14 protein-coding genes and 1 tRNA gene are annotated in these 18,989 nt (G+C 65.7%); 11 read left to right on the forward strand and 4 right to left on the reverse strand.

Annotated features, from left to right (window positions below):
• Window positions 1-3 precede the first annotated feature (3 nt).
• The 4 genes from ACFC2Y_RS00260 (at window position 4) to ACFC2Y_RS00275 (ending at window position 5,559) form a co-directional block, all read left to right on the forward strand.
• Window positions 4-1,848: a SurA N-terminal domain-containing protein gene (locus ACFC2Y_RS00260; RefSeq protein WP_375173049.1), complete on the forward strand. Its 1,845-nt coding sequence runs from the start codon at window positions 4-6 to the stop codon at window positions 1,846-1,848.
• A gap of 107 nt (window positions 1,849-1,955) precedes the next feature.
• A complete protein-coding gene (locus tag ACFC2Y_RS00265; protein WP_375173050.1) occupies window positions 1,956-3,992 on the forward strand; it encodes an ASKHA domain-containing protein in 2,037 nt (678 codons plus the stop codon).
• 366 nt (window positions 3,993-4,358) lie between these two features.
• Window positions 4,359-4,432, forward strand: a tRNA-Gly gene (locus ACFC2Y_RS00270).
• A 26-nt stretch (window positions 4,433-4,458) separates the two neighbouring features.
• Window positions 4,459-5,559, forward strand: coding sequence for an AbrB family transcriptional regulator (locus tag ACFC2Y_RS00275; RefSeq protein ID WP_375173051.1), 1,101 nt, complete (start codon window positions 4,459-4,461; stop codon window positions 5,557-5,559).
• A gap of 12 nt (window positions 5,560-5,571) precedes the next feature.
• Here ACFC2Y_RS00275 and ACFC2Y_RS00280 read toward each other — a convergent pair whose 3' ends face one another.
• Window positions 5,572-7,392 (reverse strand): ABC-F family ATP-binding cassette domain-containing protein, encoded by a 1,821-nt coding sequence (locus tag ACFC2Y_RS00280; RefSeq protein ID WP_375173052.1) that lies wholly within the window; start codon window positions 7,390-7,392, stop codon window positions 5,572-5,574.
• A 130-nt stretch (window positions 7,393-7,522) separates the two neighbouring features.
• Between ACFC2Y_RS00280 and ACFC2Y_RS00285 the strand changes: the two genes are divergently transcribed.
• Window positions 7,523-9,151: a GMC family oxidoreductase gene (locus tag ACFC2Y_RS00285; protein WP_375173053.1), complete on the forward strand. Its 1,629-nt coding sequence runs from the start codon at window positions 7,523-7,525 to the stop codon at window positions 9,149-9,151.
• Here the strand turns inward: ACFC2Y_RS00285 and ACFC2Y_RS00290 are convergent.
• On the reverse strand, window positions 9,132-10,610 hold the full coding sequence (locus ACFC2Y_RS00290) for a PLP-dependent aminotransferase family protein (protein WP_375173054.1): 1,479 nt from the start codon (window positions 10,608-10,610) through the stop codon (window positions 9,132-9,134). The two genes, ACFC2Y_RS00285 and ACFC2Y_RS00290, sit on opposite strands and share 20 nt — an antisense overlap.
• A 96-nt stretch (window positions 10,611-10,706) precedes the next feature.
• Here ACFC2Y_RS00290 and ACFC2Y_RS00295 point away from each other — a divergent pair, with 96 nt between their 5' ends.
• From ACFC2Y_RS00295 to ACFC2Y_RS00320, 6 genes are all read left to right on the forward strand, one after another.
• Window positions 10,707-11,816 carry a mandelate racemase/muconate lactonizing enzyme family protein gene (locus tag ACFC2Y_RS00295; protein ID WP_375173055.1) on the forward strand — a complete coding sequence of 370 codons (1,110 nt, stop codon included), beginning with the start codon at window positions 10,707-10,709 and terminating at the stop codon, window positions 11,814-11,816.
• A gap of 322 nt (window positions 11,817-12,138) precedes the next feature.
• Window positions 12,139-13,392 carry an NAD(P)/FAD-dependent oxidoreductase gene (locus tag ACFC2Y_RS00300; RefSeq protein ID WP_375173056.1) on the forward strand — a complete coding sequence of 418 codons (1,254 nt, stop codon included), beginning with the start codon at window positions 12,139-12,141 and terminating at the stop codon, window positions 13,390-13,392.
• Window positions 13,393-13,529: 137 nt separating this feature from the next.
• A complete protein-coding gene (locus tag ACFC2Y_RS00305; protein WP_375173057.1) occupies window positions 13,530-14,597 on the forward strand; it encodes an extracellular solute-binding protein in 1,068 nt (355 codons plus the stop codon).
• 250 nt (window positions 14,598-14,847) lie between these two features.
• The gene (locus ACFC2Y_RS00310) at window positions 14,848-15,915 is read left to right on the forward strand and encodes an ABC transporter ATP-binding protein (protein WP_375173058.1); all 1,068 of its coding nucleotides are present in this window, start codon (window positions 14,848-14,850) and stop codon (window positions 15,913-15,915) included.
• The gene (locus ACFC2Y_RS00315) at window positions 15,912-16,778 is read left to right on the forward strand and encodes an ABC transporter permease (RefSeq protein ID WP_375173059.1); all 867 of its coding nucleotides are present in this window, start codon (window positions 15,912-15,914) and stop codon (window positions 16,776-16,778) included. The genes ACFC2Y_RS00310 and ACFC2Y_RS00315 overlap by 4 nt, the downstream gene beginning before the upstream one ends.
• A 3-nt stretch (window positions 16,779-16,781) precedes the next feature.
• Window positions 16,782-17,633 (forward strand): ABC transporter permease, encoded by an 852-nt coding sequence (locus tag ACFC2Y_RS00320; RefSeq protein ID WP_375173060.1) that lies wholly within the window; start codon window positions 16,782-16,784, stop codon window positions 17,631-17,633.
• A gap of 58 nt (window positions 17,634-17,691) precedes the next feature.
• Here the strand turns inward: ACFC2Y_RS00320 and ACFC2Y_RS00325 are convergent, their stop codons facing one another.
• Window positions 17,692-18,423 carry a GNAT family N-acetyltransferase gene (locus ACFC2Y_RS00325; RefSeq protein ID WP_375173061.1) on the reverse strand — a complete coding sequence of 244 codons (732 nt, stop codon included), beginning with the start codon at window positions 18,421-18,423 and terminating at the stop codon, window positions 17,692-17,694.
• An 85-nt stretch (window positions 18,424-18,508) separates the two neighbouring features.
• Window positions 18,509-18,988, reverse strand: coding sequence for an outer membrane protein assembly factor BamE (locus ACFC2Y_RS00330; protein ID WP_375173062.1), 480 nt, complete (start codon window positions 18,986-18,988; stop codon window positions 18,509-18,511).
• Between the last annotated feature and the right edge of the window lies 1 nt (window position 18,989).

Genomic DNA, 18,989 nt, shown 5'->3' on the forward strand with positions numbered 1-18,989 from the left:
GTCATGGCAAAGAAAAAAACCGGGGCAAGGACCGCAGTCTGGATCCTGATGGGTCTGCTCATCCTCGGGCTGGGCGGCTTCGGTGCCACCAGTTTCTCCAGCTCCGTTCGCAGCGTCGGTTCTGTCGGGGACCAGGACATTACCACCGCGGAATACGGCCGCGCCCTGCAGAACGAGCTGCGCGCGCTGGAGGCCCAATCCGGTCAGTCGATCTCCTTTGAACAGGCGGAGGCACTCGGTCTGGACCGGCAGGTGCTGAGCCGGTTGATCTCCGACGCCGCCATCGACAACGAGGCCGCCCGGATCGGCCTGTCTGTCGGGGATGAAACGCTGGCCAAGCAGTTGCAGGGCATCGCTGCCTTTCGGGGGGTCGACGGCAAGTTCGACCGTGATGCCTACACCTTCGCCCTTGAACGCGCGGGGCTGAGCGAATCCGAGTTCGAAAGAAGCATCCGCAAGGAAACCTCCCGCGCGCTGGTTCAGGGGGCGGTCGTCTCTGGCGCGGCCCTGCCTGACAGCTATGTCGACGCGGTTCTGCGCTATTTTGCCGAGAACCGGCGTGTGACATGGGCCCGTGTGGAAAGCGACCAGCTGGAGGCGGACAATCTGGAGCCGTCGGAGGAGGACCTGCGCGCGCTCTACGAAGACGAGATCGAGGATTTCACCCGTCCGGAGATGAAGCGCATCACCTATGCCTGGCTCACGCCGGAGATGATTCTGGACCAGGTGGAGGTGGACGAGGAGCTGCTGCGCAGCGCCTATGACGACCGCGCGGCAGAATACAACCGCCCTGAACGCCGTCTTGTCGAACGCCTGATCTACGCCGACGAGGCGCGCGCTGATGAGGCGCGGGTGGCGTTGGACGAGGGCACGAGCACTTTTGACGATCTGGTCGAGGCGCGCGGGCTGAGCCTGGATGACGTCGACATGGGCGATGTGGCCATCGGCGATCTGGATGCGGCGGGCGAGGCCGTCTTCGCCGCCGAGTCCGGCGATGTCGTCGGCCCCCTGCCGACCGACCTCGGCCCGGCCTTCTTCCGTGTGAACGGGATCCTTGCCGCCGAAACCACCAGCTTCGAGGAGGCCCTGCCCGAACTGCGGCAGGAACTGGCCGCCGACCGCGCCGCCCGCCAGGTCGCCACGGTGGCGGAACCGGCCGAAGACATGCTGGCCTCCGGCGCGACGCTGGAAGAGCTGGCCGCAGACACGGATATGCGGCTTGGCTCCGTCGACTGGGCCCCGGGCCAGGGCCAGGGTATTGCCGCCTACGCGGGCTTCGATCAGGCCGCCGAAGCGCTGAGCGAGGATGACTATCCGGAAATCCTCTACCTCGACGATGGCGGCATCTATGCGATGCGGCTGGAAGAGGTGATCCCGCCGCAACCTGCGCCCTATGAGAACGTGCGGGACAGGGTCGTCAGCATCTGGGAAACCCGCCGCCAGATGGAGCGCCTGCGCGGCATCGCGACGGATCACGTCACCCGCCTGCGTGAAGCGGCCGATTTCGCCAGCCTCGGGCTGGAGGTGAAAACCGAAGAGAACCTGACCCGTCAGGGGTCGGTCCTGGGGGCGCCCGACAGCTTTGTCGAGACCGCCTTTGCGATGGAGCCGGGCGAGATCAGCATGGTCGACGGCTTTGGCGCGGTTCTCATCCTGAAGCTGGAAGAGGTGCTGCCGCCGAACCTGGACGACCCGGAGGTCAAGGCGATGCGGGACAGCCTGGAACAGCAGTTGCAGGCCTCCGTCGCCAATGACCTCTACCGCGCCTTTTCCGAAGACGCGCGGCAGCGCGCCGGGGTGTCGCTGGATCAGCAGGCGGTCGCGGCGGTCAACGCCAATTTCCGCTGACACCCGCGTGACGCTTCTGAACTTCGAAACGCCGCGCGTCGGCGTTTCGGATGCCCCTGCAAGGGCTTAGTCTGACCCCAATCCCCAGGCCGCCAAAGGCAAGGCTCATGTCCGATCAGCCGCTCGTCATCTTTACCCCCTCCGGCAAACGCGGGCGGGTCGCCCGGGGTACCACGGTGCTGTCGGCGGCGCGGCAGCTTGGCGTCGATCTGGATTCGGTCTGCGGCGGGCGGGGCATCTGTTCCAAGTGCCAGGTGACGCCCTCCTACGGCGAATTTGCCAAACATGGGGTGACCGTGCGCGCCGATGCCCTGTCGGAGTGGAATTCAGTTGAACAGCGCTATGACGACAAGCGCGGGCTGGCCAAGGGACGGCGTCTGGGCTGCCAGGCACAGATCCAGAGCGATATCGTTCTGGATGTCCCGCCCGAAAGCCAGGTGCACCGCCAGGTGATCCGCAAATCCGCCGATGCGCGCCCGATGGTGATGGACACGGCGACGCGGCTCTACTTCGTCGAGGTGACGGAACCGGACATGCACGTGCCCACGGGCGATTTCGAACGACTTTCCCGGGCGCTGGCCGATCAATGGGAGGTCATGGGGGTCCGCGCCGCGCCCTCCCTGCTGGCCCGGTTGCAATCGGTTCTGCGCAAGGGCAACTGGCAGGTCACCGTGGCCGTGCATCGCGATCATACCCGGGCCGCGCCCGAGGTGATCGAGATCTGGCCCGGCCTGCACGAGGCGGGGCTCTTCGGTCTGGCAATCGACCTCGGCTCCACCACTATCGCGGCGCATCTGACCGATCTGGATACCGGCGCGGTGCGTGCCTCCTCCGGCCTGATGAACCCCCAGATCCGCTTTGGCGAGGATCTGATGTCGCGTGTCTCCTACGTGATGATGAACCCCGGTGGCGAGGCGGAACTGACGCAGGTCGTGCGCACCGCGCTTTCGGAGCTGGCCACGGCGCTGGCTGAGGAAGCCGGGATCGACCCCGCGCTGATCGTCGAGGCGACGGTTGTCTGCAATCCGGTCATGCATCACCTGCTGCTCGGCATCGACCCGACGGAACTGGGCCAGGCCCCCTTTGCCCTGGCGGTGAGCGAGGCGCTCTCCCTGCCCGCGGCGGATCTGGGGATTTCGACAATCAACCCACGGGCACGGGCCTATATGCTGCCCTGTATCGCGGGCCACGTCGGGGCCGATGCGGCGGCGGTGTCGTTGGCCACGGCGCCGGACCTGTCGGACGAGCTGATGCTGGTGATCGACGTGGGCACCAATGCGGAGCTTCTGCTTGGGGACAGAACACGGGTTCTGGCCTGCTCCTCGCCCACGGGCCCGGCCTTCGAGGGGGCGCAGATCTCCTCCGGCCAACGGGCGGCGCCGGGCGCGATCGAGCGGGTGGAGATCGACCCCGAGACCAAGGAGCCTCGGTTTCGCGTGATCGGCGTTGACCTCTGGTCGGATGAGCCGGGCTTTGCCGCCGCCGTCGCGCAGACCGGTGTCACCGGCATCTGCGGATCGGGCATCATCGAGGCGGTGGCGGAGATGCGCATGGCGGGCCTGCTGGACGCCAAGGGCCTGATCGGATCGGCCGAGCAGACCGGCACCCCGCGCTGCGAGGCCGAAGGACGGACGCACAGCTATCTTCTGCATGACGGCACGGCCGAGGGCGGGCCGCGCATCTCGGTCACGCAGGGCGATATCCGGGCGATCCAGCTGGCGAAATCCGCGCTCTATGCCGGGGCGCGGCTGTTGATGGACGAACGCGGGGTCGACCGGGTGGACCGGGTCGTGCTGGCGGGGGCCTTCGGCGCGCATATCTCGCCCAAGCACGCCATGGTGCTGGGGATGATCCCGGATGTGCCGCTGGACAAGGTCAGCTCCGCCGGGAATGCGGCGGGTACCGGGGCGCGGATGGCGCTGTGTTCCATCGCCGCGCGGCAGCAGGTGGAGGACGGGGTGCGCCGGATCACCAAGATCGAGACCGCCATCGCCCCGCGGTTTCAGGAGCATTTCGTCAACGCCAATGCGATCCCCCATGCGACCGATCCCTTCCCGGAACTGCGCGCCATAGCACCGCTGCCGGAGGTGTCCTTCAATATGGCCGGTTCCGACGCGCCGGGCCGGAGACGCCGCAGGCGCTGATTGGGGCAGGTGCTTTGTCCGCGTGCGGCCGCGCGGCATAAGGCGACTACTGCCCCGGCCCCCGAGCCGGGGCCTCGCGCCCAGCCCTATCCAGCCATAGTGCGCTTACCTTCGGGGTCCCGGGGCAAGCCCGGGACACGAGGGTTGCAAGCGCTTGCCTGCCCCGGCCCCCGCGCCGGGGTCCCGTAGACCCGAGGTTCCGAATAGAACCCGTGTGTGGCTCGAGCCTGCGAGGCCCCGGCGCGGGGGCCGGGGCGCGGTGTGCGTGAATGTCAGCCTCATGCCGCCGCGCGGTCGCCCTGCAACGCCCCCCACCAAGGCCACTTGACCGCCCTCAGGCTCTGACGTAGTGAAGCCGGACACTTCGCGGGTGTAGCTCAATGGTAGAGCAGGAGCTTCCCAAGCTTAAGACGAGGGTTCGATTCCCTTCACCCGCTCCAATCCTCAGACCCGGACGTGATCGCGCGTGATCCCCCAGTTCCAAATCCATCCGCGTCTGATCTTTCTCCACCTCGCTCTCATCCTCCTCGGCTCCATCGGCGGGTTTATCGCGCAGGCGCTTGGCCTGCCCCTTCCCTTCATACTTGGCAGCCTGATCGGCGTCGCCATCTTCGCCCAGGGCGCGGAGTTGCTGGCCAAAACGCCCGAAACCGCGCTGATCCCGCCGGACTTCAAGTTCAACGACAACTTCCGGGCGATCTTCATCGCGGTGATCGGCGTGGCCATCGGCACCAAGATCACGATGGACGTCATCATGGCCCTGCCCAAGGCGGCCTATTCCTTTGCCGCGCTGACGCTCTTCGTGCCGCTGACCTTCTGGACCAATTACCTGATCTTCCGACGCGTCGGGAAATACGATCGTCCGACGGCACTTTTCTCCGGCTCGCCCGGGGGTCTCTACGAGGCGATCATGTTCGGCGAAAAGACCGGGGCGGACATGCGGCAGCTGATGGTGGCGCAGTTCCTGCGGGTGATCCTGGTGGTGACCATGCTGCCGATCGGCATGTCGATCTATATCGGGCATCCCGTGGGATCTTCGGCGGGGCTCAGCTTTGCCGCCGCCGACACCGGGTATGAGCATCTGCCGGTTGCCATGCTGGTGGTCTTCCTCGGCCTCTTCCTCGGCTTCCGCCTGCACCTGCCCGCGGCGCAGCTCGTCGGCCCATTGTTGCTGGGTGGTATCGTGACGCTATCCGGAATGGCCGTTCTGGACATGCCGCCCTGGACGCTGTCGGCGGCGCAGGTAGTGATCGGCACCTCGCTTGGCACGCGGTTTGTCGGGCTCAGCCCGGCCATGCTGATCAAGGGGATCTGGCTGGCCTTTCTCAGCGTCGGGTCGATGCTGCTGATCGGGACGGCGATGGCCGTGCTGCTGCAGCCGCTGACGGGCGAACATGTGGATGCGCTGCTGATCTCCTTCGCGCCGGGGGGCGTGACGGAAATGGCGCTGGTGGCACTGTCGCTGAATGCCAGCCCAGCCTTCGTGACGCTGCACCACCTCTACCGCATCCTGCTGACCGTGGTGGTGATCGGACAGGTGGCGAAACGCTTTGGCGACGCCGATTAGACGCGGGTCGAGTTACCTGGCGGCTTCGGCCTTTTCTTCCAGCGTCATCCATTCCTCTTCCGCCTCCGACAGGGCCGTCTGGCGGTCGACCAGCGCCTCCGTCCCCTTGGCGAATTTCACCGGTTCGCTGGTGTAGAGGTCGGGCTGGGCGAGGAACACCTCCAGCTTGGCGATCTCGGCGGTCAACCTGTCGATCACCCCGGGCAGTTCCTCCAGCCGATGCCTTTCGGTAAAGGTCAGCCCTTCGGCTTTCTGTTGCGGCTTTGGCGAGGTCGCGGGTTTCACCGCTGTGGGCTTTTCTGCCGCGGCGCGCGCAGGGGGGCTCTCGCCCTTCTGCGCCTGGTAATCCGACCAGCCGCCCGCATAGACTGTCACCTTTCCACGGCCCTCCATGGCGATCGTCGTGGTGGCCACGCGGTCGATGAAATCGCGGTCGTGGCTGACCAGAAGGACCGTTCCGTCATAGCTGTCGAGCAGTTCCTGCAACAGGTCCAGCGTCTCCACATCCAGATCGTTGGTCGGTTCGTCCAGCACCAGCAGGTTGCTTTCCTTGGCCATCAGCTTGGCCAGCAACAACCGCGCCTTTTCCCCGCCGGAGAGAGAGCGGACGGGCGCGCGGGCCTGGGCGTCGTCGAAGAGGAATTCCTTGAGGTAGCCGACCACATGTTTCGGCTGGCCCCGCACCAGCACCTGATCGGCCTGGCCGGAGACGCGCATCTCCTTGTCGCCGACGAGGTTCTCCCAAAGCGATTGTTCCGGGTCCAGCGCCGCGCGGCTCTGGTCAAAGATCGCGGGGACGAGGTTGTTGCCCAGTATGACCTCGCCCGCATCGGGGGCGATTTCCCCGGTCAGCAGCTTGATCAGCGTGGTCTTGCCCACCCCGTTCGGGCCGACAAAGGCGATCCGGTCCCCGCGCATCACCCGCAGGTCCAGTCCTTTCACGAGGGTCTGCTCGCCAAAGGCCTTGCTCAGCCCCCGCGCCTCGATCACCCGGCGCGAGGATTGCGGGCCGGAGGCCAGTTCCATCGCCGCCGTGCCCTGACGCCGGATTTGGGACGCCCGATCCTCACGCAACTGTTGCAGGGCCCGCACCCGCCCCTGGTTGCGTTTGCGGCGGGCGGAGATGCCTTCGACGGCCCATCTCGCCTCGGACTTGATCTTGCGGTCCAGTTTGTGGCGGGCGATGTCCTCGTCCTCCCAGACCTTGTCGCGCCAGGCCTCGAAGGCGGCAAAGCCCTCCTCCTGCCGCCGCACGGTGCCCCGGTCGATCCAGAGCGTGCCGCGGGTCAGGGTGCGCAGGAAGGTCCGGTCGTGGGAGATCAGGACATAGGCGGCGCGGGTCTGCTTCAGCTCGGCTTCCAGCCAGGCGATGGCCTCGATATCCAGGTGGTTGGTCGGCTCGTCCAGCAGCATCAGTTCCGGCGCCTCGGCCATCAGCTTGGCCAGCGCGGCGCGGCGGCGTTCCCCGCCGGAGGCGGTGGCAACCGGGCGGTCGGGATCGAACTTCAGCCCCTCGGAGGCCATTTCCACCCGGTAGTGTTCCGCCGGATCGAGGGCGGAGGTGGCGAAATCGCCCAGGGTGGTAAAGCCCGCCATCTCCGGGTCCTGCTCCATATAGCCGACGGAGGTGCCGGGGGTGACGACACGGTCGCCGGTGTCGACCTCCACCAGCCCGGCCATGACCTTCATCAGGGTGGATTTGCCGGACCCATTGCGCCCGACCAGCGCCAATCGGTCGCCGGGCTGGATCACGAGCGAGAGGTCGTCAAAGACGGGATCGCCCCCGAAGGTCAGGGAGATCGCGGAAAGCTGGAGTAGAGGTGCACGGGCCATGCACGCTCCGCTACGCTGGCACCTGCGTGGCGTCAAGGGGCGGCGCATTGGCCTTTCCGATTGCGCGAAATGGCCTGCGACGGCAGACCGTTGCAACGCTAGGCTCACCGCTGATCAAACCGGGGAAACCATGTCGGACGGGTGCATCATCGAAACGGATATCGTGATCGTCGGCGCGGGCTCGGCCGGGTCGGTCCTGGCCGGGCGGCTGAGCGAACGCTCCGCCACGCGGGTGACGGTGGTGGAGGCCGGCGGCTCCGATGCCTCGCCCTGGGTCTGGATGCCGATCGGCTATGGCGGGGCCTTCTATCACCCCCGGCTGAACTGGCGTTATTATACCGAGGCCGAGCCGGAACTGGGCGGGCGTCAGGCCTATTGGCCGCGCGGTCGGGTGCTGGGCGGGTCCTCCGCGATCAACGCCATGGTCTATGTGCGCGGTCAGGCGCGGGACTACGACCAATGGGCGGAGGCGGGATGCGACGGCTGGTCCTACCACGACCTGCTGCCCTATTTTCGACGGATGGAGAGCTATCAGGGCGGGCCGGACCAATGGCGCGGGGGCGCAGGGCCGGTGCATGTCCGCGACATCGACGCGGATGCTCACGGGCTGAGCCATGCCTATCTGGCAGCGGCGCAGGCGGCGGGGCATGAGGTCAATCCAGATTACAACGGCGCGGATCAGGAGGGCGTTGCGCTCTACCAGATCAACACGCGAGGCGGGTTCCGCTGTTCGGCGGCCCGGGCCTATCTGCGACCGGCGATGAAGCGTGCGAACCTGCGCGTCGTGCGGGATGCGCTGGTGGCGCGGGTGCTCTTCGACGGGCGGCGGGCCGTCGGGGTCGAGCTCACGCAGAAGGGGCGGCCGATCCGGATCATGGCGCGGGAGGTGGTGCTGGCCGCCGGGGCCATCGGATCCCCCGCCATCCTGCAACGCTCCGGCGTGGGCGATCCGCAACGGCTGGCCGATCTGGGGATCGAGACCGTCCATTCTGCCCCCGGTGTCGGGCGCAACCTGCAGGATCACCTGGGCTTTGACATCGCCTATCTGTCCCGCACCCCCACGCTGAACCGCGATTTCGGCACATGGCGCGGGCGGATGCTGGCCGGGATGCGCTATCTGCTGACGCGCGGCGGGCCGCTGGCGCTGTCGGTCAATCAGGGGGGCGGGTTTGTGCGCAGCACGCCGGAACATGAGGTGCCGAACATCCAGCTCTATTTCTCGCCCATGTCCTACACGCGGGCGCGGCCCGGCAAGCGCAGGTTGATGGCGCCGGACAGCTTTCAGGGCTTCATGCTGGGCGCGTCCAACTGCCATCCGAAGAGCCGCGGCTGGCTGCACATCCGCTCCGCCGATCCGTCGGAGGCGCCGGAGATGCATGGCAATTACCTGAGCGCGCCAGAGGATCTGGAGGAGCTGATCGCCGCCTTCCCCCTGCTACGCGCCATCGCGGCGCAGCCCCCCCTGGCCGATCATATCGAGAGGGAGTTGCGCCCCGGCGACGGCGCGACGGACCGCGCGGCGATGGAAAGCTATATCCGGGACACGGCGGGATCGGTCTTTCACCAATGCGGCACCTGCGCCATGGGGCCGGATGCGGCGCGGGGGGCGGTGGTGGCCCCTGATCTGAAGGTGCACGGGCTGGCGGGGCTGCGGGTCGCCGACGCCTCGATCATCCCGGTGATCCCCTCCGGCAATATCAACGCCCCGGCCATGATGATCGGGGAAAAGGCCGCGGATCTTATCGCCGGGCGCGGCTGATCGCGCGGGCCAGCCGTTCCGCGCCGCGGGTGATCTCTATCGGCGGGGTGGCGGAAAAGCCAAGGGTCAGCCCCTGCTGGTCCAGCGGCGTCAGGGCAAAGCGCGACAGGGGTGCGGTGGCGAGGTTCTCATCGGCGGCGGCGCGGGCGATGGCCTCCTCATCGCCGGGACCGGGCAGCAGGCCGACCGTGTGGAACCCGGTTTCGGTCCAGCGGATGTCGAGCAGACCCGAGAGATGCCTTTCCCCCGCTTCCATCATCGCATCACGCCGGTCGCGGTAAAGGCTGCGCATCCGGCGGATATGGGCGCTGAACTTCCCCTCGTCGATGAAACTGGCCACGATGGACTGGATCGAATGGGACACGCCATGGGCGGCGGCGGAGAGGATGCGCTCGAATGTTTCGACCAGCGCTGGCGGGACCACGGCGTAGCCCAGGCGGACAGCGGGAAAGAGCGCCTTGGAAAAGGTGCCGACATAGATCACCCGGCCCGAGGTATCGAGCGCCTTGAGCGGTGGAAGCGAGGCGCGGCCATAGTGAAACTCGCCCACATAGTCATCCTCGATGATCCAGGCATCGGCCAGATCGGCGGCGGCCAGCAGGTCAAACCGGCGGTCGCGCGACATGGGCACGCCAAGGGGATGCTGATGCGCTGGCGTGACGAAGGCGGCGCGGAACGAAGGTTCTGCCACCCTGCCCCGGGCGACGTTCAGCCCTTCTGCGTCCACAGGGACCGGCACCAACCGCACCCCGCGCGCCAGCAGCGCATTGCGCGCGCCGATAGCGCCGGGGTTCTCCATCCAGACGGGCGCGCCGGGTTCAAGCAGGATGCGCGCGATCTGCAGAAAGGCGTCCTGGGCGCCGGCGAAGATAAAGACCTCCTCCGGCTGGCACAGAAGCCCCCGGTTCGCGCCCAGATGCCGCGCGATGGCCTCGCGCAATGCAGGCAGGCCGGTGGCGTCGGGGTAGGACATGATCTCGGCCCGCGCGCCGCGCCAGTATTTCGCCGACATATGCGCCCATAGCCCCATGGGAAAGGCATCGAAGGCGGGCATGCCGGTCACGAAGGGGCGCGGTTTGCGCGGGTGTTCCAGACGCGGGAAGAACTGATCCGCCGCATCCCGGCTGAGGTCGGCGATCTGCGGCGGCGTTGCGGGGGCGCGCGGTTCGGGCGGGCTGGCAGGCAGTTTGACCTCGTCCGATACATAGGTGCCCGCGCCCACCTTGCTCGTGATCATCCCTTCGGAGGCAAGCTGTTCATAGACCGTGACGACCGTGGTGCGCGACACGCCATGATCCTTGGCCAGGATGCGCGTGGCCGGCAGGCGCGTGCCCGCAGGCAGCTGGCCCGAGAGGATCAGGTCGCGCAGTTTGGTGGCCAACTGCATCGACAGGCTGGCCGCATGGCCCCGGTCGACCTGCAGCGAGGGGATGAGTGCTCCGCCAGCGTATTTTGTCATCGGCACCTCATTGGTCCGCCAAGAGATGGGAAATGGACCTTATCACCAGACCGTTTTGAATTTTGTATCCCTGCAACGCCTCAAAGGACAATGCTGATGCGCCTGACCCGGATCGAAACCTTCGCAACACCGGACATTGGCTTCGTGCGTGTGACCGACGACACGGGGGCTGAGGGCTGGGGCCAGGTTTCCACCTATCAGTCGGATATCACGGCGCAGGTGCTGCACCGCCAGATCGCACCGCATGTCCTGGGGGTGGCGTTCGAGGATGCGGATGACCTTTTCGACCGCGCGCAGGAGAAGGAACACAAGTTCCCCGGCTCCTACATCGCGCGGGCCATCGGCGGCGTGGATACGGCACTTTGGGATCTGCGCGGCAAGGTGGCGGGCAAGCCGGTGGCGGAATTGCTGGGCGGCACGGCCGGTCCGCTGCGCTGCTACGCCTCGTCGATGAAGCGGGACATTACCCCGGCGCAGGAGTCCGAGCGGTTCCGACGGTTGCGGGGCGAGCATGGCTTCGACGCCTTCAAGTTCCGCATCGGCGCCGAATGCGGCCGGGGTCAGGACGAATGGGAAGGCCGGACCGAAGAGATCATCCCCACCATTGCCCGCGCCTTCGCGGGGGATGATGTCGCCCTGCTGGCCGATGCCAATTCCTGCTATGCGCCGGATCAGGCGATCCACTATGGCCGCATGCTGCAGGACCACGGGATCGTGCATTACGAGGAACCCTGCCCCTATTGGGAGCTGGAACAGACTGCCGAGGTGACCGCCGCGTTGGAGATCGACGTGACCGGCGGCGAACAGGATTGCTGGCTGCCGACCTGGAAGCGCATGTTCGAGTTGAAGGCGGTGAATGTGGCGCAGCCGGATGTCCTCTACGTCGGGGGGATCGGGCGTATGCTGCGCGTGGCGCGGATGGCGGCGGAGGCCGGTCTGCCGGTCACGCCCCATGCGGCGAACCTGGGGCTGGTGACGCTCTACACGATGCATTTCCTGCGGGCGGTGCCGAATGCCGGGCCCTATCTTGAGTTCTCCATCGAGGAGGCGGATTATTATCCTTGGCAATACGGCCTGTACCGCAACGATCCCTATCAGGTGACGGACGGCCAGGTGATGGTGACGGAGGCGCCGGGATGGGGCGTGGAGATTTCGCAGGACTGGCTGGAGAAGGCCGAATATCGCAAGAGCGAGGTCGAGGGGTGATGGTCTCTGTCCGTGGTCGTTCCGGAACGAGTGGTTGGCACTGTGCCTTTTCTCTGAAACGGTCCCAAATTCCCGGCCAAGACATTCGAGGATGTTTTCGGCGCTCTGATCATATGTCCCGCCCGGCGGCAACGCCGGGCAGCGCCGCCCCGCCCCACAGGGCGGCGCTTTCGCGCCCCCCTCGGGTCGGTCGCTGCCCTCAACACTGTAGTTTGACCGATCACGGAGACGCGCAGCAGTCCGTCTGGCGGGAAAGCCTAGGGGCGAGCCCGAAAAAGACGGCACTCCATAGGTCTGACCTTCAGCTCCGGAGGGCCCTGCGATGAAGACCACCCCCTATTGGTGGGAGACCTCCCCCCTCGCCCGGATCGACCGTCCCGACCTGCCCGTCCGCGCAGATTGCGTGGTCATCGGGTCGGGCTACACCGGCTTGCAGGCCGCGTTGCGCGTCGCGCGGGCCGGGCGCCGTGTGGTAATCCTGGAAAAAGGCCAGCCCGGCGAAGGCTGTTCCACCCGCAACGGCGGGCAGATCAGCCATTCGATCAAGCCGGGCTTGGCGGACCTGACCCGCCGCCACGGGGCGGAGGTTGCGCGGGACATCGTCGCCGAAGGCTATGCCTCCATGGCCTACCTCGCCGATTTCATCCGGGACGAGGGGATCGACTGCGCCTATCGCCCCTGCGGCCGTTTTGACGGGGCCGCCACCCCGCGCGCCTATCGCGAGATGGAGGCGCTGGCGGATGGCACCGACAGAATTTTCGTTCCGAAGGAGCGGATGGCGGAGGAGATCGGCACAGACCTCTATCACGGCGGCATCGTGCACCGGCGCTACGCCAGCCTCGATCCTGGGGCCTATCACGCGGGTCTGCTGGCCAAGGTGCGCGCGGCGGGGGCGGCGGTGCATCCCGACACCCCCGTCACCGCCATCGACGACGGCCCGGAGGAGGTGCGCCTGACCACACCCCATGGCACGATCACGGCCCGCGATGTGGTGGTGGCGACCAATGGATACACCCCCGGCGCCACCCCCTGGCACCGGCGGCGGGTGATCCCGATCGGCAGCTATATCATCGCGACCGAGGAACAGGACCCGGCGCTGATCCGGCAGCTCTTCCCGACGGACCGGATGATCTGCGACAGCCGCCGGGTGATCTACTACTACCGCGCCTCGCCCGATGGTCGCCGGGTGATCTTTGGCGGGCGGACCAGCGCGGGGGAAACCGGCGCGCAGGCCGCCGCGGCCAGGTTGCAGACGGAAATGTGCAGGCTTTTCCCGCAGTTGGAAAACGCCGCGATCAGCCACAGCTGGATGGGGTTCGTGGCCTTCACCTTTGACAAGCTGGCCCACACCGGGCAGCGCGGTCGGCTGCACCATGCAATGGGCTATTGCGGATCGGGCGTCGGTATGGCCTCTTACCTGGGGATGAAGATGGGCCTGCGGGTCCTGGGCGATCCGGCGGGGGAGACCGCGCTCAGCGCCCCGGGCTTTCCGACGCGACCGCTTTATTCCGGGGATCCATGGTTCCTTCCGGCGGCTGTCACCGCCTATCGGGTCCTGGATCGGATGGGTCTGTAACAGAGGTGTCACAAACAGGGCATATCGGTTTGCCAGGATGCGCGAAATGGACCTTTCTGGCCAGACCAATCTAAAGTCAACTTGTTCCAAGTCCGCGCAGACGGACCCTTTATTAACAATCCAACGGAGGATACCCCATGACACCCACGCTTCGCGCCTTACTGGCCGGGACCGCAGTGGCCCTGGCCGCCAGCAGCGCCAGCGCCGAGACGCTGCGCCTGTTGACCTGGGGCAGCTATGCGCCCGACGAGGTCATCAAGCTGTTCGAAGAGGAATACCCCGACATCGACGTCGAGGTGACCTATTCCAACAACGAGGAAATGATCGCCAAGCTGCGCGCCACGGGCGGCACCGGTTTTGACCTCGCCCAGCCCAGCCATGACCGGATCTACGCGGCGCAGCTGGAATACAACATCTACAAGCCGCTGGACCTGTCCAAGATCAACATGGACGCGCTGACACCGAACCTGGTCGAAGGCGTGAAGGCCAACACCACGATCGACGGCGAGGTCTATTCCGTGCCGCACCAGTGGGGTACCTCCGGCATCATGGCCAACATGAAGGAAGCCCCGAATGCCACTGGCTGGGCCGATCTCTGCGATGAGCAATACAAGGGCCGCACCTCCATGCGGCTGCGCAGAACGATCCTTCTAGGGACGGCGTTCGGCATGGGGATGGACCCCTTCGCGCTCTACTCCGACACCGAAGCCTACCAGGACATGCTGGACAAGGTCACCGAGAAGCTGATCGCCTGCAAGGACGTCATCAAAACCTACTGGACCGGTGGCGACGACCTGTCGGCGCTGATGCTGTCGGGCGAGGTCGTGGTGTCCGAAACCTGGGATTCGACCGCGTTCAAGCTTTATGGCGAGAACCCGGACATCGTCTTTGTCCCGCCGGAAACCGGGGCCCTGGCCTGGATCGACACCTTCACGATGCCGCGTGGCGGTGAGGCGGATGATGCCGCCTACAAGTGGATCAACTTCGTTCTGCGTCCCGAGATCACCAAGCTGATGTCGGCCTCCACCGGCGCCATCGCCGCCGTGCCGAACGGGATCGAACTGATGCCCGATGACAAGCGCGCCGCCATCTCGGCCGCCTTCGATCAGTCGGACATCGACAACCTGAAGTTCTTTGCCAACATTCCCCCGGGGATCGAGGACATGGAAGGCCTGGCGCTGGAGCGCATCAAGGCCGCGAACTAAAGGCACCGGGCCGGGGCGTCACCATGCGCCCCGGCCTTTTTCTGTCCAGACCGGACGAATGCCCTGCCCGATGCGCGTTGCGGGCGCCAGACGCTGCCTGTCCGCTGTAACGGCGTTTGGGGCATTGGGGACCGACCCTGGGAAAGATGACTGTTGCACCAAGACCTGAGCCGTTACACCGTCGAACGGCCACACCCGGGGCGACGCTGTCAGGCGCCCTGCCTGTGGGACAAAATAGAAAGACCCGTCCATGTATGATCTGAGCTGCGCTGACGTCACCAAGAAATTCGGCACTTTCACTGCCGTGCAGAACGTCTCGCTCGACATCCCCTCGGGGTCCTTCTTTTCCATCCTCGGGCCCTCGGGCTGCGGCAAGACCACGCTGATGCGCATGATCGCCGGGTTCGAGACACCAAGCGAGGGCGACATCCGGATCAAGGGCGAAAGCGTCCTCTCCCTGCCGCCCAACAAGCGCAACGTGAAGATGGTCTTTCAGCACCTCGCGCTCTTCCCGATGATGAGCGTGGGTGAAAACATCGCCTACGGATTGCGCTGCAACCGCGTTCCCAAGACTGACATCGCCCCCCGGGTCGCCCGGGTGCTCGACCGCGTCGGCCTGCCGGGATCCGAGGACAAGCGGATCGACCAGCTCTCGGGCGGGCAGAAGCAGCGGATCGCGATTGCGCGCTGCATGGTTCTGGAACCGGACGTTCTGCTACTGGACGAGCCGCTCGGCGCGCTGGATCTGAAGCTGCGCGAACATATGAAGATCGAGCTGAAGCAGCTGCAACACCAGTTCGAAACGACCTTCCTCTACATCACCCACGACCAGTCCGAGGCGCTGGTGATGTCCGACAATGTGGCCGTGATGAACGCCGGCAAGTTCGAACAGATAGGAAGCCCAAAGGCTTTGTATGATCAGCCGGCCTCGGGTTTTGTCGCCGGTTTTGTCGGCGATTCCAATATCTTGTCCGGCACGCTTGGCGAGGTGCGCGGGGAGGAGGCCCGGGTCGATCTGGACGGCGGTGGCGCGATCCTGGGCCGGGTCTGCGACGGATCGACACCCGGCGACAAGGTCGAGGTCTTCCTGCGCCCCGAAAGCCTGCGCCTTGGCGAGGGCGGCGAAACGACCTCTCTCTCCGGCAAAGTCGAAAGCCTGCTCTTCAACGGTGCCTCGTCGCGTGTGCTGATCGACGTGAACGGACAGCTGATCGAGGTCGCGGACCCCGAACAGGCTTCCGCCCTAGACAAGGGCGCCACAGCCACGGTCGGCTGGACGCCGGAGCGCGCGCGCATCTTCGCCCGGAGGTCCGCATGAGCCGCGATGCTTCACGCCTGTCACTGATCCTGCTCTTCACGCCCTTCGTGCTGTGGATCGGCCTGCTGATCATCCTGCCGCAATTCGGGATCGGCTTCGTCTCGCTGCGCGAGAAGATCAGCTGGAACGAATATTCCTTCGGTCTGAAGAACTACGCCGATTTCCTGGGCGAGCCAGTCTATCGCAACACCCTGCTGCGCACCGCCTGGATGTCGATCTTCGTCACGATCCTCGCCCTGATTATCGGCTTCCCGATCGCCTATTACATCGCCAAGATCGCCCGGGAACGCTCGCGCGCCGCGCTCTTTCTGATGTGCCTCATCCCGCTCTGGGTGTCGGACCTTGTGCGCGCGTACGGATGGATCGTTCTGCTGCGGGAAACCGGCGTGATATCCACCACCCTGGTCAAATGGGGGATCATCAACCAGCCGATCGAGATGCTCTACAACGACATCACCGTCGTGATCGGCCTGGTCTATACCGTGATCCTCTTCATGATCGTGCCGCTTGTCTCGACCCTGCAGGGCATGGACGACGCGCTGCTGGAGGCCGGCTACAACCTCGGCGGGTCGCGCCTGACAGTGCTGCGACGGATCATCGTGCCCTATGCAATGCCTGGCATCGTCTCGGGCTGCATCATCACCTTCATGCTGACGGCCGGCAGCTACCTGACGCCGATCCTCCTGGGGGGCAAGAACTCCTCCTGGTTCACCGAGCAGATCTACAACCAGTTCATCACCCGCTATAACTGGGAAAGCGGATCGGCCTTTGGCGTCGCGCTTCTGGTCTTCACTTCCTTTGTGGTCTGGGCCGGGCTGCGGCTGACGGGGCAGAGCCTCGCAACCACCGTGGCGAGGGACTGAGCGATGCAGAAATCCGCCCCCCTCCTCTTCGTCTACCGCGCCTATATGGTGATCTTCTTCATCTTCCTGGTCTCGCCCCTGGTGGCGGCGGGCGTCTTCGCCTTCAACGACTCGATGTTCCCCTCGCTGCCCTGGAACGGGTTTACCTGGGACTGGTTCTTTTCGCCGGTGGAACCCAAGCTGGGACTCTTCCACGACGACCGGCTGCTGCAGGGGATCGGCAATTCGGCCTATATCGGGCTGATCGTGGCGACCCTGTCGGTGGCGGCGGGCACCTGCAACGCCTTCCTGTTCGAGCGTAAGCAGTTCCCCTTCAAGAACGCGCTCTATGTGCTGATGGTGGTGCCCCTGGTGATCCCCGGTGTGATCCTCGGCATCTCCATACTGGTCTTCGCCTCGATGATCGCCAATTTCGCGGATCAGCAATTGGGGCTTTTCCTGACATGGCTGCGGCCCGGCATCCCGCTGGTGGTGCTGGGGCAGTTCTCCTTCCTGACGACGATCACCTCGCTGGTGATCGCGGCGCGGCTGCAGAAGTTCGACATCTCGCTGGAGGAGGCGGCGCTGAACCTTGGCGCCTCGCGTCTGCGGGTGTTGCTGACCGTCACCCTGCCCTTCCTCTTTCCGGCGATGTTCTCCGCCTTCGTGGTGGCGTTCCTCGTATCCTTCGAGAATTTCAACACCACGTTGATGCTGGTTGGCTCGGACGCGCCGCTGACGATCACCATGTATGACCGAATGGTGAAGGTGGGCTCGACCCCGGTGCTGAACGCGGTTTCGGTGTTGCTGATGCTGGGCTCGGGGCTGCTGGCGCTGCTGTCGGTGGTGGCGCAGAGGCCTAAGAAGACCGCCTGAGGGGCCCCTTTCTTTTTGCCGGAAATATCCCCGCCGGAGGCTTGCCCCGCAGGGGCAATCAGATCGCGCGCAGCAGGCGCTTTCGGGCGGGCGGGATGGCCTTGATCTCCAGCCCGGTGAAGACATGCAGCGTGTTCATGTGGCTGTCGACCACCGCGTGATCGCTGACCCAGCCCCCCATGAGGAGATAGGTCCGCAGCAGCGGCGGCATGCGCATCATGGCCAGCTTGGCATCCGGTTTGCGGCGCAGCTTCTGGGCAAATCGGAAGACCTTGGGCGCCTTGACCTTGGGCAGCCAGCGTTTCGGCGCGAGGTGGCGTGCCTTGAGCATGGCAAAGGCGTCCAGATACTGCTCCGCATCCGTGCCGTGGAAGGAGGAGCAGCCAAAGAGCATCTCGACCCCCGTTTCATCCACATAGGTGGTCATGGCGCCCCAGGCGACGCGCAGGATGTCGGGGTCCTTTACGTCCGGGTCGATACAGAAGCGGCCCATCTCGACCATGCGGCCCTCGAAGGCCTCAAGCGCGGACAGTTCGTAATACTGGGCGGAGTAGCTGCGCGCGATCTCCCGTCCCCCGGTCAGGGGAAGGATGCGGAAGCAGCAGACGAGCGCGCCGGATTTCTGATCCTCGACCAGGACATGATCGCAGAGCGTATCGAAATCGTCGCTGTCCAGCGTCGCCTCGGCATCGCCGCGGAAGGCGCGGGTGCGCAGGCGCTGCGCAGCGAGGATATCTTCGGGGGTCTCGGCGAAACGGGCGCGATACCGACCTTTTTTCAATGACAGCATCCGGGCACCTCCTGCGGGCCTGCCAACGCAACATAAGCTAGGTTGCGCCAGTCATGACCGCAAGATGTGTCGGATTGATGACGGATCAGAGCCCGAGGTTACTGGGGCCGAAGTTGCCGATATTGCGCAACAGTTGCCGCAGGATGCCGGTATTGCTGCTTTCGATGTCGGTGACGCGGCGGGACAGCACGACGGCACGGCCATCCTCCAGCCCGTAGCGTTCGATGTTCTGGACCACACCGCTGTCGTCAAAGGTGATCGCGACGATCTCGCGCTCGACGACACGGGGCGCCAAGGGACCGAAATGGCGGAAGGAGGAGCGGACGTAGTAATAGCCGCTGCTGTCAGCCACGCCGGAGGTCGAGGGCGCGCCGAGGACATCGTTGACCGTGTCGCGCGTGTCGACGCCGACGGTGATCTGGGTCAGGTCCTCTTCATCAGGGACATAGCCATGGGCGCGGATGCGCTCCACACAGGCTGCAAGCGAGACGACCGCCAGCCCGAGCAGGGCCATCCGGGCCGCCCGCGCCGTCCGGTGCATCCATGCGTCTTTCGCTCTGGCCATT

It is taken from the genome of Pseudooceanicola sp., assembly GCF_041987405.1.
Classification (GTDB): domain Bacteria; phylum Pseudomonadota; class Alphaproteobacteria; order Rhodobacterales; family Rhodobacteraceae; genus Pseudooceanicola.